This window comes from Streptomyces sp. NPDC058758, assembly GCF_042746075.1.
Lineage (GTDB): Bacteria > Actinomycetota > Actinomycetes > Streptomycetales > Streptomycetaceae > Streptomyces.
Genome location: NZ_JBHYPS010000076.1, coordinates 1 through 15,573 on the forward strand (window position 1 = coordinate 1; position 15,573 = coordinate 15,573).

Here is a 15,573-nt window from a genome sequence, read left to right on the forward strand (position 1 = left end):
GGGTACACTGTGCCCGCCCCCCGCCCCCCCCCCCGCGGGGGGGGGGGGGGGGGGGGGGGGGGGGGGGGGGGGCGCGGGGGGGGGGGGGGGCGCCCCCCCCCCCCCCCCCCCCACGGCCACCCGGGCCGCTTCCGACTGTCCCCTCCTGGAAGTGGTCCGGGCCGCCGGAACGGTACCGCCGCGGCTGTTCGCGTCCATCGCGGTAGCCAACGGGCCCCTCCTGACCGGGATCGTGACTTCCCGGCGGGCGGACAGGATGGCCGGGGAGGGACTTCTCCCCGCGTTCCCGTCCGCGTCCTCCCGAACCGGCGCATCCCGGGGGCCGCGATCGCCACGACGACCGTCGTGTCCGCGCTGCTCGCCGGGACCGGTGAGGTCGACGTCCTGGCGGGCACCCTGGTGCTGCTCCTGCTGGTCGTCTTCTTCAACGTGAACACCGAGGCCCTGGTCCTGCGGCACGACCGGTCCGCCCACGCCGACCACTTCCGCGCGCCCACGGCCGTACCCGTCCTCGGCGCCCTGTCGTGCGTCCTTCTGGCGACGCAGATCGAGGCGGGCGTCCGGGCACGCGGGCTGGTGCTGATGGGGGTGGGCGCCGTCCTCGGCGCCCTCGTGCTGCTGCGTCGGCGGGGCGACGGATCACCGCCGACGATGACCGCCGCCCGAGCGCCCGCTGACCTGCCCACCCCCTTCGCGCGTCGGGGCCGGGAGGAAACGGCCCGGGCGGTCGCGGGGTCGGCGGGCCGCCGGGGCCGCCGACCCCGCGGAACCGACACGGAGGACCGTCCAGGAGCGAGCGGACACCGTCCCGAGGCCGAGGGCGAGCGGAAGCCGGAGACCGGCGTGCCGCCGGAGCCCGAATCCTCCGGCGCACCCCGTACGACGCCGTCCTGGGCCGAGGGCGAGAGGAGGGAGGACGACGGGGCCGGGGACTGACGGCCCTCCACGCCGAGGGAACGGGCGAGCGCCTACGCGTCGTGGGTCGGCCGGCGTGTCCGCCTCGGCTCCGCCGCGCCCCGGCCTTGGCGGGATCCGGCGTAGGCGGCTTCGCGCAGGCTGCGGAGCCGGTCGGTGGGTGGCAGGTCCTCCAGGCTCGCCGCATACGGGTCGAAGGCGACCGGCGGCGCGGCGGGATCGGGGCGCGTGGACCGCACGGAGAGGGCGGCGAACTGCCGCCACCGCTCCCCGCGGGCCGCGGCGCAGAGCCGGAAGCGCGCCGGTCGCCGGGCCAGCGCCGCGGCGAGCTCCGACGGGCGCGCGGGGAGGGCGCGGCCGGGTTCGTCGGGGAAGGCGGCGACGACCCGGATCCGGTCGGGGAAGCGGTAGCCGCTCAGCGTGGAGTAGGGGCCGCCGAGGGCGTCGGTACGGGGCAGGGGCAGGTGCCGGGTGATGGGGCCGGCCCCGCTGGAGGTGAGAAGCAGGTCCAGCGGGCGGCCCGGGCCCGCGGCGTCCCGCACCTTCAGCGCCAGGCCCAGCCCGTCGGGGAGCCGCTCGGGCAGCCCGGCGGCCCGCGACCAGCGCGCCGTGACGTCGTACCGCCCTCCCGCGTCCAGCCACGCCACGCCCCAGGGGCGGTCACCGGCGGGGAGGACGTCGAGCACACCCGATAGAAGGAGGCCGTCCGGATGGAGGGCCGGCCGTCGGCCGCGGTGTCGGGCCAAACCGCGGGTCAGCGCCTGGAGCGAGGGGCGGGGAACGTTCATCGTCACCCCCGCTCGGACGGCTCGGAGCGGAAGGCACCTGCGGAGCGCCACGCCGCCCTTCCGCGGCCCTCGGGGTGAACGGACATGGTTCCGCCTCCTCACGCGCGTGTGCTCCCGCGCCTACCCCTCACGCCGCCACCGACACGAGGACGGAGCCGCCTTCCCGCCGGAAAGGGGTGGAGGGGCCGTCGTGCCGGAGAGCGTGAGCGGACCACCAGCAGAACGTTGAGCTCGTAACACGATCTTGTTGAACGCCCTTGGCCGGCCGTGACCGGTGTGACGGTTCGGCCGTTCGGGATGGTGTGGGTACCCGGCCGTGGATCGTGGACGGTGGCCTGTGGGCGCTGATCGAACCGCTGCTGCCGCCCTGGCCGGAGAAGGCCCCTGGCCCTCCGCCGGTGCCGGACCGGCTGTCCCTGGAGGGCATGCTGTACGTGCTGCACAACGACATCGCCTGGCAACTGCTGCCGCTGGAGCTGGGATTCGGCTCGGGCCAGACCCGCTGGCGGCGGCTGGATCGGTGGCAGAAGGCCGGGGTCTTCGACCGGCTGCACCGGGTCCTGCTCGCCGAGCTGAACGCGGCCGACGAGCAGGACTGGTCCCGGGCGTGCGCCGACGGCTCCCATGCCCGGGCGAAAAAGAGGGAGCCGACACCGGCTCGTCGCCGGTCGACCGGCGGAAGACGGGCAGCAAACACCACCTGGTCTGCGGCGGACGCGGCACCCCGCTGAAGGTCATCACCACCGCTGCCGACGTCAACGACGTCACCCAGACCCCTCGCCCCGGTCGACGGCATCCCGCCCGTCGCCGGACGCCCGGGCCGGCCCCGCCGTGCCACCATGATTGCCGAGCGCTTCGCGACCGACATGGGGGAGGAAACATGGGCACCACGCCCGCTCAATGGTCCGGCTGACGCAGCCGGGTTGTCGGGATACCGGGTGCGGGGGAGGGAAAGCCGGTTCCTCTGGAGTTCCGCGCGGGTTTCACCACGAGGTTCAACCTGTCGGCCGTGCGGAAGGGTTCCCCTCATCAGCGGGCATACGACACGCTCGTCACCATCGGCCGGACCGGGCCGTCGCACATCGTCCTGCCGGCCGACTGCGACGCCCTCGCCATCTGGCGCGTCACCGTGGGCAACGAGGGCGCCAGTGGCCTGGGCCGATGGAAGGTGCGCATCGTGGACAGCGACGCGCTGCCTCAGCTCCCGCCCCGAACAGCCCGGGGAAAGGGAACCCGGACCTTCGGCTATTTCCGTCCCAAGCCGTACTTCGAATACGCCCCGGTGGTGCCCTACGACTTCATCGACTCCCCCGGCACCATCATCTACACGCCGGCCGACGGCGGGAAGCAGCTGATCCGCTTCACCTCCGCCGCCACCCAGAAGGGCACCTTGCGCCTTCCCCGGCATGGATACGTCACCCTGTCCGAACACGGCAAGTGGCAGATCTCGGTGACCTGACCGCGCCGATCAGAGCGCTCCCCGTCCTCACCGGACGGTGAGGGCGCGGGTGACGACGGCTCTGACGGCGGCAGCGATCCGGGCGGCGCTGCGACGGTCGCTCCCCCGGCCGCCACGCTGCCCTGACGTCGGCACGTGCGGCTCCAGTCGGATCCCCTCGGCCTTCGTCGGACCACCCGGCCTCATACCGAGCGTACGAGGAGCCGCGAGCACCTCCGCCCGGAGGAAGCGGGGCCCACCGCCCTGACGGGGCCGCGGCGGCGGGCCCGTGGTGCTGCGGGGTCAGGCGACCCGGACGTAGAGGTCGTACAGGCCGCCCGCTTTGAGAGCGTGACGACCCGTTCGAGGCGGGGCCGGATGGCGAGGGTGTGGGAACGTGGTCAGCATCACCCCGATCACCCACGCCCGGCATGCCACCGGGCCAGAACAGCCCACGTCCCGAAACGGCAGCGCCCACCGTGCGGGGCGGTGAAGACGAAGAGGGTTCAGGGGGCCTGGCCGCCCCTCTGGCGGCCCATCAGGAACTGCGCCCTGGGTGCGGGGCTCGTACGGTCGCGGTGGGGCGGCGTACAGGACCGCCGTCCCCGCGGCCGGCGCCGGCCCCTCTTCACCCCTCCCGAGGGGACCGGCGCCCACCGCCTTCCGGTCAACAGCGGGCACTGCCGTACCGGACCAGGCCGGCGGGCTACAGGGTCCGGAAGACCGTTGTGGCCCACCGGGTGATGGGCAAGGCGAGGTGCTCTGGCCAGGCGCGGGCCCCGGGGTTCTGGCTGCCGCCGGCGACGGCCGGAACCCCGGGAAGGCCGTCCGGTCCTTCCCGGCGCGGCAGAGAGCGGCGCCCGGCCGAAAACAGTGGTCAGGTGCGGAAGAAGGCGGCGTGCTCGGCACGGGCCCACGGCGCGTACTCCTGGCACACGTAGGCGCGTGCGGTGTCGGGCTCGCCGTCCCGGAGCGGATGCTCGGCCCGTAGGAGGCCGACGGCGTAGACGCCGTCGGTGTCCGTGTCGAGGCCCGCCGCCCTCGCCGAACCCAGTCGTTCCATCCGGCAGGGTCACTCAATCCGCCGTCCGTGAAGCGGCGGCTTCGATGCCTGATGCCCGCAGCTTCCGCGCCAGGTGCTCCATCTCAGCCAGAGTCCCTGAGTACTGCCCGGTCAAGACCTGCTCCAGCACGGCCCGGACGGCGTCCGGGCCGATACCGAGTTCCGCCCGCAGCACCCGCATGATGACGGTATTCCTCGTCGGCGGGGCTACTCGCAACCTTGCCCGCCCGTGCTCGGAGAGCAGTTGGCCACGCAGTTCCTCCGGCAGGTCACCGCCACACACAGCCAGGGCAAACCCGCATGCCGGACACGTCGTCTCAACATCCCACCGCAGTGCCTCGCCCACCAGCGCCTGAACACCGCACCACTCCACCTCGGCACCGCATCCCTGGCACACAGCGGAGTACCTGATGGACTCAACCAAGATCGACTTTTCCATAATCCCGCGCCTCAAGAGAAGGAGGTTAAACGGCAGGCGGCGAACGTCCTTCCGGGGCGCCGACATGTCCCCCCTGGCACTCGGTCAGCGGTCCCGGCCATGCTGGTCCGTGCGCTGACGCCATCTCTCGTGAACATCCCAAGGCCCAGTGATCACCAACTGACGCCCAAACCGGCAGACAAACGCTGCTGCTGAACAGGTTCTGGCTCAGCTTTCGTGCAGTGGCCACGGTGAGTGACGGCTGAGCGTCTCCGGGCGGTATGTGAAGTCGCCCGGAAATGGACGGTGGTCAGTGCTGCTGGGCCGACAGTCCGGGTCGTGGACGACGTTGCGCTCCAGCTGAAGGCGCTGTTGTTCCCTGCGATCGCGGACATCGCGGTGCGGTCGGTGGACGTGGATGTCGAGAACGTGCGCCTTGACGCGCAGTGCACCGCGGCCGGCGCCGCCTGCCCCGGATGCGGAGTCTGCTCGACCCGGGTTCACAGCTCCTACCTGCGGTTTCTCGCTGACGCCCCGAGCGCCGGACGAAGCGTCGTACTCCAGCTGCGGGTCCGGCGGTTCCGGTGCGGGAACACCAAGTGCCCACGTCGCACGTTCGTGGAGCGGGTGTCCGGTCTCACCCGCAGGCACCGCCGGCACACCGAACGACTGCGTTCCATCCTGACCACGGTCGGCCTCGCCCTGGCTGGTCGAGCCGGCGGACGCTTAGCTGCCGTGCTTGGCATGTCCGTCAGCCGGAGCACGATGTCGACCGCGCACGTCCGGGCAGCAAGCACCACCTGATCACCGGCCGTCATGTCCTCCACCTCGGGCTGCTCCAACTCGCCTGCAGCATCATCTGCTTGCGACGCCTCCGAACCTCATTCCGAAACGATCAGCCAGTGAAGCGGCCGCTGTGGTGGGTATGGGCGGCCGCGGCGGAGCGCGAGCGGCAGGGCGAGCCGGGTTCGGCCCGGCAGGGTGGGCAGGGGTGGCGCTCGACGTCGTTCGCGTGATGCAGGGAGGCTTCTTGAGGAGCCGTCACGCTCCGGATGCCGTGCCCGACCCTTCTCGGAAGGGTCCCGGACCTTTCTTTGAGCGCGAACGAGTTCCGCGAACCGGAACGGCGCTTCGTGGTCGCCCGCCTGTCACGTTCGATCTTGCCGGGGTAAGGGGGCTTTTGTGCGAATCATGGCAGGGATGCCCGTGCGGCCTCATGAGCTCTGCCCTCGTGCCCGCCTCTCGGCGGAGCCGCCAAACCTTAAGGCCTACACTGTTTACCTATAGGCTATAGGTAGATGCATACTGGCTATAGGCATACTGAGAGTAGGTGATGGGTGTGGTTCGGGCAGGACTGAGCCCGGAGCGGCTGACGCTCGCCGGTGCGGAACTCGCAGATGAGGCCGGTTTCGGGCAGGTGACCCTGTCCGCGCTCGCCCGGCGTTTCGACGTGAAGCCGGCGAGCCTGTACGCGCACGTGAAGAGCTCCCACGAGCTCAAGACCCGGATCGCGCTGTTCGCACTGGAGGAGCTCGCCGACCGGGTCGCCGACGCCGTGGCCGGGCGCGCGGGCAGGGACGCCCTGACAGCGTTCGCGAACGCCTACCGGGACTACGCCCGGGCGCACCCCGGCCGGTACGAAGCAGCGCGGTACCGGCTCGACCCGCAGACCGCCGCGGCCAGCGCCGGCGTCCGGCATGCCCAGATGACGCGGGCGATCCTGCGGGGCTACGACCTCACGGAGCCGGACCAGACGCACGCGGTCCGCATGCTGGGCAGCGTCTTCCACGGCTACGCCTCCCTGGAGGCGGCCGGCGCTTTCGACCACACGGACGTCGCCGCTCAGCAGTCCTGGGCCTGGACCCTGGACTGCCTCGACAGCGCGCTGCGGAGCCGGACCACCCCCTGACCGGCCGCCCCGCCACAGAACCAAAAGGCTTGAGGCAATGAGCACCGAACAGAACCTGATCACCACACCCCTGACCGCCGACTTCCTGCGCGGGCACCTCGACGTGGAGGAGACCGCCCACGGCCTGCTCCCGCACCGGCTGCCCAGCCGGGCGCGCCGCCAGGTCCCCGACGACCAGCTGGCCGTGGCCGAGGCCCAGCCCTCCGGTGTCCGGCTGGCCTTCCGTACCAGCGCCACCACCATCCGCCTGGACACCCTGCCCACCAAGCGCGTCTACCGGGGCTTCCCGCCCCCGCCGGACGGCATCTACGACCTCCTGGTCGACGGCCGCCTCACCGCCCAGGCCACCGTGGAGGGCGGGAACCTGCGCACCATCACCGACATGCAGACCCAGACTGCGGAATTCACCCCGGGCCCCGCCGGCACCGCCCGCTTCGCCGACCTCCCCACCGGCGAGAAGGACATCGAGATCTGGCTCCCGCACGCGGAGATCACCGAGGTCATCGCACTGCGCACCGACGCCCCCGTCGAGCCCGCCCCGGACCGGGGGCGCCGGGTGTGGCTGCACCACGGCAGCTCGATCAGCCACGGATCCAACGCGGCCTCCCCCAGCACCATCTGGCCCGCCCTGGCGGCCGCCGCAGGCGACGTGGAGCTGATCAACCTCGGATTCGGCGGCAGCGCGCTGGTCGACCCGTTCACCGCCCGCGCGATCCGCGACACCCCCGCGGACCTGATCAGCCTGAAGCTCGGCATCAACGTCGTCAACAGCGACGTCATGCGGCTGCGCGCCTTCGCCCCCGCCCTCCACGGCTTCCTCGACACCATCCGCGAGGGCCACCCCACAACCCCCTTGCTCCTGGTCTCCCCCATCCTGTGTCCGACCCACGAGAACACCCCCGGACCTCTCATGCCTGACCTCTCCGGTGGAACGTTGAAGTTCAAGGCCACCGGTGATCCGGCCGAGACCGCCGCCGGACGTCTGACGCTCACGATCGTCCGCGACGTCCTGGCCGGCATCGTCGAGCAGCGGTCCGCCGAGGACCCCCACCTCCACCACCTCGACGGACTCGACCTCTACGGCGAGAGCGACCACGACGAGTTCCCCCTGCCGGACGCCATCCACCCCGGCCCCGAAGGGCACCGCCGCATCGGCGAGAACTTCGCCAGGCTCGTCTTCGCGGACAACGGCCCCTTCGCCGTCACGACGGGCTGACCCGGATGACCCGGATGACCCGCGCCCGGCGAAGAGAGTGGCTGCGCTACGACTCCCAAGCGGCCGGCCAAGAGCCGTCCCCGCACACGCGGGGAGCAGATGTGCGAGTCCCGTCGAAGCACCGTGAAAGAGGGGCCGGCCCAGCGGGGGCGGGAAATTCCTTCCTGACCTGCAGTTCCACCCGGCGCCAGCCCGCTCCGGAGCAGTTCTCACCGGGACGGACAGACCGCCCCCGAGGTTCGAGCGACCACCCTCGGTGAGCCCCGTGGTGGTGGACCACGAGCATGGTGAGCGGCCATGACGACCGCTCCCCCCAGTCGCTACGACCACCGGCGGCAACGCCCGCAGGCGGCCGTCCCCCGCGGCCACCGGGGCGGGCGCTGATCCCGTCGCTTCCCCGAGGACGACGCGACCGGCCTCTCTCCGCAGCAAGACCTGTGGTGGCATCGACCTCGCGCTTTCACGGAGCGGGGCGTCCGAGGCTTGGTCGAATAAGCGGAGAGTGCTCCTGGCCTGCAACCACGGGATGTGCCGAAGGTTTTGTCGGCTGCGGGGGAAGGAGCACTCTCCGGGTGAAGAGGCGTAGCGGGCCACCCCCCGCGTGTCCGCATCGAGGCGGCGGCCGGCGCCGCGCTCCGCGGGGCGGGCCCGGGACGCGTCGCGTGCCCGGGCCCGTCCCGCATCGGTGCGGGTCAGCGGACCTGGACGGATGCGACCAGGGTGTTCAGGTCGGGCCAGAGCTTCTTGTTCGTCTCCGGCAGTACGACCCACAGCACCGAGGGGCGGGCCCGCCCGGTGTCGACCACGAGGACCGCGTTCAGGTCCATCGTGGACGGCACCCCGCGCTTGTGGAAGTGGATCTCGCTGACCAGCAGCCAGGCGTCACGTCCGTCGATCTTCAGCGGCTGCGAGGCGACGTCGACCAGGATCGCCTGGTCGCGGGGGTAGTCGTAGCGCCGCCGCTCGTCCATCACCGCGCCCGCCACGCCCCGCAGCTCCCCGGTGCCGCCGGCCGCGGCCATGATGTCCTCGTCGACCTGCGTGGACTTCACGAGGGCGCGCCGGCGCCCCTCCTGCTTGCGGGTGAAGCCGTCGGAGATCGGGTCCTGCGTCCTGCTCCGGTCCCACGTGCCGCCCAGCTCCGCGTACTCCAGGAAGGAGTCCGTGACGGTGCCGATGACCGGCGAGCCCTCGCCCGGGTAGTCCGGCACCTTGACGGTCCCGGTGAGCCGCCGCTCCTCGGGCAGCGGGGAGGCGCCGGGGGTGAGAGTGGGCACGGGGACGCCCCGCAGCGGGGCGTCCGCGGTGCTGCCGGCGCAGGTGGCGGACGAGGAGGCCGGTGTGCTGTGCGCCTGCTGGACCACCTTGCCGCCGACCAGCACGGTGCACGTGAGGGTGCCCCCTTCCTGGTCCTCGCGGCTTTTGACGTCCAGGTAGAAGTCGGCGCCCGCCGCCAGCTCGACGGTCTTGCGGTACGGCAGGATGACGATCCCGTGGGACTCGTGGTTGCCGTTCGCCTCCCCGACGGTGAGGTTCACCGAGGGGTGGTCGCCCGTCGCGATGTAGGTGACCTCGACCCGCCGGGGTTCCTCGTCCGGGGCTGCCCCCTCGTCGCTCGGGCCGCCGAAGGCCAGGGCGAGGCCCACCGCGCCGAGCGCGACCACCTCGAAGAGGATCACCAGGACGCCGGCCAGGTAGAACCCGGCCGGGATCCGGTCGAAGGTCTTCTTGCCGCGGCCGGAGTGGACCTCGGGTCCCGGCTGGGATGTCTGCGCCATGTCGTCCTCCCCCTCACGCCCGGCCGCTGTCGCCGGACCGGCGGTCGGCCGGCTCGTCGGCGAACCGCGTGGCCAGCAGCCCCGCCTCCCGCGCCTCGTCCAGCACCCGGTGCAGGTCATGGAGCCGGGACCGGTCGGCGAGCCCCTCGATCTCGGCGACGGCCAGCTCGTCCCGCACCGTGTTCACCACCAGCTCGTACATGTCCTCGCCGAGTTGCTCCAGCTCTCGTACGGCCTCCCACTCGCGGTACGCCGCGTCCGCCGCGCGGGTGTTCTCGGCGTACCGCTCCAGCGCCTCCACCCGCTCCTCCAGCGCGCTCGACGACAGCCGCAGCGCCTGCCGCTGGGTCCGCAGCACCTCCTCCACCCGCGAGCCGGAGGCGTCCCCGGCAGCGGTGCGCACCCTCCGCGCCAACCGGGTCAGCTCGGCGAGGCGCTGGGCGATCTCGTACTGCTGGGCCGGCAGCGTCACGTCGTTGGCGATGTCGTCCAGCAGCCCGTCCCGGTCGACCTGCGACTGGAGCACCGCCGTCACGGCGGCCTGGGCGCGCTCCATCCGGCGCAGCGGCGAGTGGCCCAGCAGCTCGCGCAGGGAGTCGTCGCCGAAGTCCTCGGCCAGGTAGTAGCGGCCGTGGCGCAGCCGGGCCACCCGCTGCCGCTCGTCGGTCCCGCAGCCGAGGGCGACGATCGACAGCCAGGCCAGCAGGTGCACGCCGACGACGGTCAGGATGAACGCCTCGAACCCGAACTGGACCCCGACCCAGATCAGCCCCGCCTGCGCCGCGAGCCCGACGGCCAGGCCGGGCCACACGCCGATCAGCGCCCACAGGATCGTCACCGGCAGTAGGGCGCACACCGCGGAGGCCCCCAGGGCCGCCCAGATGTCCGCCTTGGTACGGCCGCCCAGCCCCGGCTCCTCGGGCAGCGGCAGCGTGGCCGGGAAGAGCCCGTCGGCGGACTTCTCCAGCAGCGCGCGCTCCGCGTCCTCGAGGGCCGGATCCACCACCGGCCGCAGCGCAATGTCCTGCGCCATTCAGCAACACCCCCCACAGATCGGGGAAGATCGTGACACACGCCGGAGGGGCCGCCCACGCCACCCCCGTGCCCGGCCGCCGGCCGAGACGGCGCGAACCCGAAGACGAACCGTCTTCCCCCCGTGGTCTGATGCCTCTCTGAGGCCGACGGGGTGCGACGCGCAGGCAGAGGCGCGAGAAGCACCCCTGGCCGTCGCCGCCGATGGCACGGCCTGCGGCCCCTGCACGCTCGCCCGGGGACGTACGCTTCCGCCCCCGGTCACTGCGGCGGTTCTCTTCACCTCGGCGGTCGCGGAGCCGGTGTTGGCCCGGCAGCGCGAAGCGTCGCAGCGCAGGAGGAATGGGCCCCTCCCTCCTCCGTAGCCCGACGTCACCACAGGCGGCCGCCGTGTCAAGGGCCTGATCCGTTCGCCTCCTTCACGTCAGCCCAGCCCAGCCCGGCACCGGAAGCGGGGCGGTGGCGGGGCGGTGCCGGTGGGTCGGCCCGCCCCGCGAGTGGAGTGCTAGCCGAGCTCGGCTGCGAGGAGGGCGGCCGTGGCGGCCACCAGCGGGTGGTCGCCCACGGCGTCCTGCTCGTGCTTGGTCGTCAGAACGGCCAGCAGGACCGGCGTGCCGTCCGGCGTCCAGGCAACGCCGACGTCGTTGTTACCGCCGTAGCTGCCGCCGCCGGTTTTGTCCGCGAGGATCCAGTCGGCCGGAAGGCCGGCACGGAACCGTTCGAGGCTGGTCGTATTGGCCAGCAGCCACCCGGTGAGCCGCTCCCGGTCAGGGCCTGCCAGGGCGTCGCCGAGCACCAGACGGGCGTACGTGCCGCCGATGGCGCGGGGCGTGGTGGTGTCCGTCCGCCGCCACGGCTCCGCCGAGTTGAGCTCCGGCTCCCAGCGGTCCAGCCGGGTTCGGCCGTCGCCGATCGAGCGGCAGAACCCGGTGACGGCCGTCGGGCCGCCCAGCTCGACGAGCAGCAAATTCCCCGCGGTGTTGTCGCTGTGGCAGATGGTGGCGTCGCACAGCTCGGCAACGGTCATGCCGTTCGCGATGTTCTTGGCCGTATCGGTGACGGGCGAGTAGCCGGACCGTTCGACGTACGCCGCGGTGTAGTGGATGCGCTTGGCCAGGAACTCGCCGTCCTGGTCGAGGTCGCGCAGCACCGCCGCCGCGGCGACCGTCTTGAACAGCGAGCACATCGGGAAGCGCTCGTCCGCCCGGTAGGCCACCGTGCGTCCGGTGCGCATGTTGCGGGCGTACACGCCCATGCGGGCGGAGTGGCGCTGCTCGAGCTCGCTGAGGCGCGCGGTGACACCGTCCCGGCCGGAGACGGCGTGGGCCGGCGCCCCGAAGGGCAGGACGGTGCCGAGGGCCGCGCCGGCGCCGAGGGCGAGCGCGGTACGGCGGGAAGGGTGGGGTCCTGTGCTGGGCAAGTTCGTTCCCTTCACGTTGCTGATGTCCGGTCAAAGTGCGTTCCTCCGACGGTTCGACGCCATGCGGTTCAGTCGGCCGGAGATCTTTCCGCCACCCTCACCCGCCCTTGCACCGGAACGCATGAGTACCCGTACTCAGACCGTGTCCGGATGGCCGGTTCGTGGAGCCGTTCGTCGCAGCGGACGGCGGCATCGAGACCGAGAACGGCCAGGCAGCTGCGGGGATGGGCGTGGGTAGCCGTGATCGAGCCGGTTGTTCCCGCACTCGACCGCATGCCGCCGCCTGTAGTCGTAGTCGTAGTCGCCGAGTCCGGACGGGTGACCATCCCGGGAGCCGAACTCCTGGCGGGTGTGGACCTGGTCTTTCTCGTTCGGGAAGGTGCGCTTGACTCGCCTCGCGCAGGGAGGCGCGGATCGTGGGGGACGAGTACGCCTTGCCTCCCCGCGGCCCTTGTCCGCCCGATCGCCTTGGTGACCGCTCTGTTCCCTCTCGGCACGGGAGGCTGCGTCGAAGCCGGCGGATCGTTCGCCGAGGAGCAGGTGGAGGCCCTGGGAGTGCCGGACGGCGGCGAGGAGCCCCGCGCTCCACTCCCCCACCGCGCCGATCAGGTCGCCTCCCGCGCGTTCACCAGGGGCAAGCGCAAGGTACACCTGCGGCACGACGAGGACGGGCGGATCGTCGGCGCTGGCGACACGACGAAGGCGAGGGCCGGGAGGAGGAGGCGAAGGCCGACGAAGCGGCCCTGTTTCACTTCTCCGGTCCACGCGACGCGGCGACGATCGCGGCGTTCCTGCGTACGAGGGTGTACCTGCCCGAGCCCTGGGCGTGAATCGAGCAGTAACCAGGCCCTGCCGCGTTCTTCGCGGCCGTGGGCGCCCGGCCGGGGGCCGGGAGCGGTCCGTGTAGGTGAGGAGGTGTCACATGCCCTGTTCGGCGCGGTGCTTGAGGTTGTCGAGCCAGTGGTCGAGGGACGCGCCCAGGGCTTCCTGCAGGTACTCGGTGTGGGCGTCGACCGGCTCGCCGGTCCATGACTCCTCGGTGCGCACGATGACTCCGCCCTCGGTCGGTTCGAAGGTCCAGACGTGGACGGCGGTGATGCCGGCTGCCGGGCCTCCCCACACGATGCGACGTCCGTGTTCGATCTGTTCGACCGTCGAGGTGATGTTCTCCAGGCCTTCGGTGGACCACACCCAGGACGACCCCGGCCGCAGGGCGCCGTTGGTCTTCTTGACGACGGAGCTGACGGCCGGCTGCCAGGCGGGCCATCCCTCCACGTCGGTCTGGATGCGCCAGACGCGGCCGGCCGGGGCGTGGATGACGATGGCGTCGCGGGTGATCACGGGCGCCGTTTCGTCGATGGTCACGGACTGGGGGGCGAGGTGGGCGGCGCCGATGACGGCGGCAAGGAGGCCGGAGGCGGCGTGGGCGAGGGAAAGTATGGGTGTCTCCTGCTGATGTCGGAGGAGCGGCATGGACAGAGGGAGGCCCGGTGGGGTTCGGCATCACCCGGCCTCGATATGTGAGTAGCCAATCACTCACTCTTTTGAGCGTCAACTCTGCAGTTCGCAAGCGCAGAAATCGAGGATTGGTTGACGAATGAAGAGTGTGAGTGATTGAGTACTCACATGAACACCGAACCCCGCCGACTGTCCACCGCCGAGGAGCGCAGGGAAACGGTGCTGCGCACCGCCATCGGGGCGTTCGCGGCACGCGGATACTTCGGCACGACGACCGGGGAGGTCGCCAAGGCGGCCGGCATCTCGCAGGCGTACGTCTACCGCCTCTTCCCCAACAAGGAGGCCCTCTTCACCGCCGTCGTCGAGCACTGCTTCACCCGGGTGCGCGCCGCCCTGGAGCAGGGTGCGGCCGAGGTCACCAGCAGCGAGGCACAGGCCGTGCTCGACTCCATGGGGGACGCCTACGCCCGGCTGATCAGCGACAACGACCTGCTTCTGGTTCAGCTGCACGCCCAGGCGGCGGCCGTCTCCGAACCGGCGATCAGGGAGGCCGTCCGCACCGGGTACGCCCGCACGGTGGAGTACGTCCGCGGCGCCTCGGGCGGCAGCGAGGAGCAGGTCCAGAAGTTCTTCGCGGCCGGCATGCTCTGCCACCTGATCGTCTCCCTGGACGCCTCCTCCGTCGACGCTCCGTGGACGCGCACGCTGGCCGCGGGCATCGTCCACTACTGACCCGCCCCCCTCCCCCGACAGGCCGCCCGGCCGCCGCTCGCCCGCGAAGCGGCGGCCGTCCGCCCGGGCCCAAGAGTGAGTGATTGACCACTCTATTTATTTCGATTCGTACCCCTACCTTCCGAGGAGCACCCATGACCATCACCGAGATCGTCCTCCCCGCCGTCGGCGAGCCCGAGAGCCTCGAAGTCCGCCTGCGGGAACGTCCCCAGCCGGGCCCCGGCCAGGCCCTGGTCCGCGTCGAGGCCAGCGGTGTGAGCTTCGCCGAACAGCAGATGCGCCGCGGCAAGTACTACGACATGCCGGCGTTCCCCTTCGTCCCCGGTTACGACCTCGTCGGCATCGTCGAGGAACTGGGGGCTCCGACCGCCGACGGACGGCCCGGCCCTGCCGTGGGCCGGCGGGTGGCCGCCCTCACCAAGACCGGCGGCTGGGCCGACCACGTCCTGCTGGACGCCGCCGACCTCGTACCCGTACCGGAGGGAGTCGGCGCGGTGGAGGCCGAGACGCTCGTGACGAACGGGGCGACGGCCTGGCGGATGCTGTTCCGCACGGCGCACGTCCGGCCGGGCGACACCATCGTCGTCCACGGGGCCAACGGCGGCGTCGGCAGCGTACTGGTCCAGCTCGCCCGGACCCGGGGCGTACGGGTCATCGGCACCGCCTCGGCCCGCAACCAGGAGGCCGTCGCCGCGCTGGGAGCGCTGCCCGTCGACTACCGGGACGACGTGCCCGCCCGGGTACGGGAACTGGCTCCGCACGGGGTCGCGGCGGTCTTCGACCACGTCGGCGGCAAGGGCATCGAGGACTCCTGGCGCATGCTCGCTCCCGGCGGCACGCTCGTCTCCTACGGCAGCGCCTCGACCCGTGACCAGGCGGGAAACGGCACCCTCACGGTCCTGCGGCTCGTGGCCCGGCTGGCGCTGTGGAACGCCCTGCCCAACGGACGCAGCGCCCACTTCTTCAACCTGTGGGCCGGAAAGGCCCGAAACCCGCAGCGGTACCGGGCCACCCTGAGCGAAGACCTCACCGAAGTCTTCGAACTGCTGCGTGACGGGACCGTTCGGGCACAGGTCGACCGCGTGTACCCCCTGCACCAGGCGGCAGCCGCGCTACGGCACGCGGAGTCCGGCACGGTCGTCGGCAAGGTCGTGCTCGTACCGGGGGCCGACCCCAGCGCCTGACCCCCCGATCGTCGAGAACGACCGCGCAACGGGGCTTCCGGGATAGTGCCGCGCGGACATGCCACAGCGGAAGATCAGCAGACCGGCGGCCGCTTCGGGTCCGGGATCGACGGCGGGGGCGCCCCCCCCGGCGATCCGCGGGGGGAGGGGGGGCGGTGGCGCTGTCGCCGACGGGCGTGCGGCGTGGGGCGCGGGTCAGAGGGGACGGGTCCGGGGGGCGGG

General features: G+C 72.1%; 15 protein-coding genes. 8 read left to right on the plus strand and 7 right to left on the minus strand.

Translation table 11 applies throughout. The annotated features are described in order from the left end of the window. Positions 1-345: 345 nt before the first annotated feature. On the plus strand, positions 346-936 hold the full coding sequence (locus ACFW6A_RS38540; protein WP_386646530.1) for a hypothetical protein: 591 nt from the start codon (positions 346-348) through the stop codon (positions 934-936). Positions 937-968: 32 nt separating this feature from the next. On the opposite strand, the gene ACFW6A_RS38545 is transcribed toward ACFW6A_RS38540, so the two are convergent. Next, on the minus strand, positions 969-1,601 hold the full coding sequence (locus tag ACFW6A_RS38545; protein ID WP_386646532.1) for a phosphodiesterase: 633 nt from the start codon (positions 1,599-1,601) through the stop codon (positions 969-971). Between the two features lie 404 nt (positions 1,602-2,005). On the opposite strand from ACFW6A_RS38545, the gene ACFW6A_RS38550 reads away from it, so the two are divergent. Beyond that, positions 2,006-2,434, plus strand: coding sequence for a transposase (locus ACFW6A_RS38550; RefSeq protein ID WP_386646534.1), 429 nt, complete (start codon positions 2,006-2,008; stop codon positions 2,432-2,434). Positions 2,435-2,712: 278 nt separating this feature from the next. Beyond that, positions 2,713-3,162, plus strand: a complete 450-nt coding sequence (locus tag ACFW6A_RS38555; protein ID WP_386480306.1) for a hypothetical protein — start codon at positions 2,713-2,715, stop codon at positions 3,160-3,162. An 856-nt stretch (positions 3,163-4,018) separates the two neighbouring features. Here the strand turns inward: ACFW6A_RS38555 and ACFW6A_RS38560 are convergent. Together ACFW6A_RS38560 and ACFW6A_RS38565 are read right to left on the minus strand one after the other, a co-directional pair. Next, positions 4,019-4,204: a hypothetical protein gene (locus ACFW6A_RS38560; RefSeq protein WP_386480309.1), complete on the minus strand. Its 186-nt coding sequence runs from the start codon at positions 4,202-4,204 to the stop codon at positions 4,019-4,021. A 13-nt stretch (positions 4,205-4,217) separates the two neighbouring features. Beyond that, entirely contained in the window at positions 4,218-4,643 is a 426-nt protein-coding gene (locus ACFW6A_RS38565) for a hypothetical protein (protein WP_386646536.1), read from the minus strand. Positions 4,644-4,961: 318 nt separating this feature from the next. On the opposite strand from ACFW6A_RS38565, the gene ACFW6A_RS38570 reads away from it, so the two are divergent. From ACFW6A_RS38570 to ACFW6A_RS38580, 3 genes are all read left to right on the plus strand, one after another. After that, entirely contained in the window at positions 4,962-5,426 is a 465-nt protein-coding gene (locus ACFW6A_RS38570) for a transposase family protein (RefSeq protein ID WP_386646538.1), read from the plus strand. A 535-nt stretch (positions 5,427-5,961) separates the two neighbouring features. Next, positions 5,962-6,531, plus strand: coding sequence for a TetR/AcrR family transcriptional regulator (locus tag ACFW6A_RS38575; protein ID WP_386646540.1), 570 nt, complete (start codon positions 5,962-5,964; stop codon positions 6,529-6,531). A gap of 37 nt (positions 6,532-6,568) precedes the next feature. Further along, positions 6,569-7,747, plus strand: coding sequence for a GDSL-type esterase/lipase family protein (locus tag ACFW6A_RS38580; RefSeq protein ID WP_386646542.1), 1,179 nt, complete (start codon positions 6,569-6,571; stop codon positions 7,745-7,747). 692 nt (positions 7,748-8,439) lie between these two features. Here ACFW6A_RS38580 and ACFW6A_RS38585 read toward each other — a convergent pair. The 4 genes from ACFW6A_RS38585 to ACFW6A_RS38600 form a co-directional block, all read right to left on the minus strand. Continuing rightward, complete coding sequence (locus tag ACFW6A_RS38585) at positions 8,440-9,525, minus strand: hypothetical protein (protein WP_386646544.1); 1,086 nt, start codon at positions 9,523-9,525, stop codon at positions 8,440-8,442. Positions 9,526-9,538: 13 nt separating this feature from the next. Continuing rightward, a complete protein-coding gene (locus ACFW6A_RS38590; RefSeq protein WP_386480324.1) occupies positions 9,539-10,558 on the minus strand; it encodes a hypothetical protein in 1,020 nt (339 codons plus the stop codon). A gap of 504 nt (positions 10,559-11,062) precedes the next feature. Beyond that, positions 11,063-11,977, minus strand: coding sequence for a class A beta-lactamase (gene bla / locus ACFW6A_RS38595; protein WP_386480326.1), 915 nt, complete (start codon positions 11,975-11,977; stop codon positions 11,063-11,065). A 918-nt stretch (positions 11,978-12,895) separates the two neighbouring features. Further along, positions 12,896-13,450 carry an SRPBCC family protein gene (locus tag ACFW6A_RS38600; RefSeq protein WP_386646546.1) on the minus strand — a complete coding sequence of 185 codons (555 nt, stop codon included), beginning with the start codon at positions 13,448-13,450 and terminating at the stop codon, positions 12,896-12,898. A gap of 153 nt (positions 13,451-13,603) precedes the next feature. Here ACFW6A_RS38600 and ACFW6A_RS38605 point away from each other — a divergent pair, with 153 nt between their 5' ends. Beyond that, entirely contained in the window at positions 13,604-14,167 is a 564-nt protein-coding gene (locus tag ACFW6A_RS38605; RefSeq protein ID WP_351856630.1) for a TetR/AcrR family transcriptional regulator, read from the plus strand. 134 nt (positions 14,168-14,301) lie between these two features. Beyond that, entirely contained in the window at positions 14,302-15,351 is a 1,050-nt protein-coding gene (locus tag ACFW6A_RS38610; protein ID WP_386646549.1) for a medium chain dehydrogenase/reductase family protein, read from the plus strand. Positions 15,352-15,573: the final 222 nt, after the last annotated feature.

Bases quoted from the DNA above. Each gene is read 5' to 3' on its own strand.
- ACFW6A_RS38560 (WP_386480309.1), bottom strand. From the start codon at position 4,204: ATGGAACGACTGGGTTCGGCGAGGGCGGCGGGCCTCGACACGGACACC.
- ACFW6A_RS38565 (WP_386646536.1), bottom strand. From the start codon at position 4,643: ATGGAAAAGTCGATCTTGGTTGAGTCCATCAGGTACTCCGCTGTGTGC.
- ACFW6A_RS38580 (WP_386646542.1), top strand. From the start codon at position 6,569: ATGAGCACCGAACAGAACCTGATCACCACACCCCTGACCGCCGACTTC.
- ACFW6A_RS38585 (WP_386646544.1), bottom strand. From the start codon at position 9,525: ATGGCGCAGACATCCCAGCCGGGACCCGAGGTCCACTCCGGCCGCGGC.
- ACFW6A_RS38590 (WP_386480324.1), bottom strand. From the start codon at position 10,558: ATGGCGCAGGACATTGCGCTGCGGCCGGTGGTGGATCCGGCCCTCGAG.
- ACFW6A_RS38600 (WP_386646546.1), bottom strand. From the start codon at position 13,450: ATGCCGCTCCTCCGACATCAGCAGGAGACACCCATACTTTCCCTCGCC.
- ACFW6A_RS38605 (WP_351856630.1), top strand. From the start codon at position 13,604: ATGAACACCGAACCCCGCCGACTGTCCACCGCCGAGGAGCGCAGGGAA.
- ACFW6A_RS38610 (WP_386646549.1), top strand. From the start codon at position 14,302: ATGACCATCACCGAGATCGTCCTCCCCGCCGTCGGCGAGCCCGAGAGC.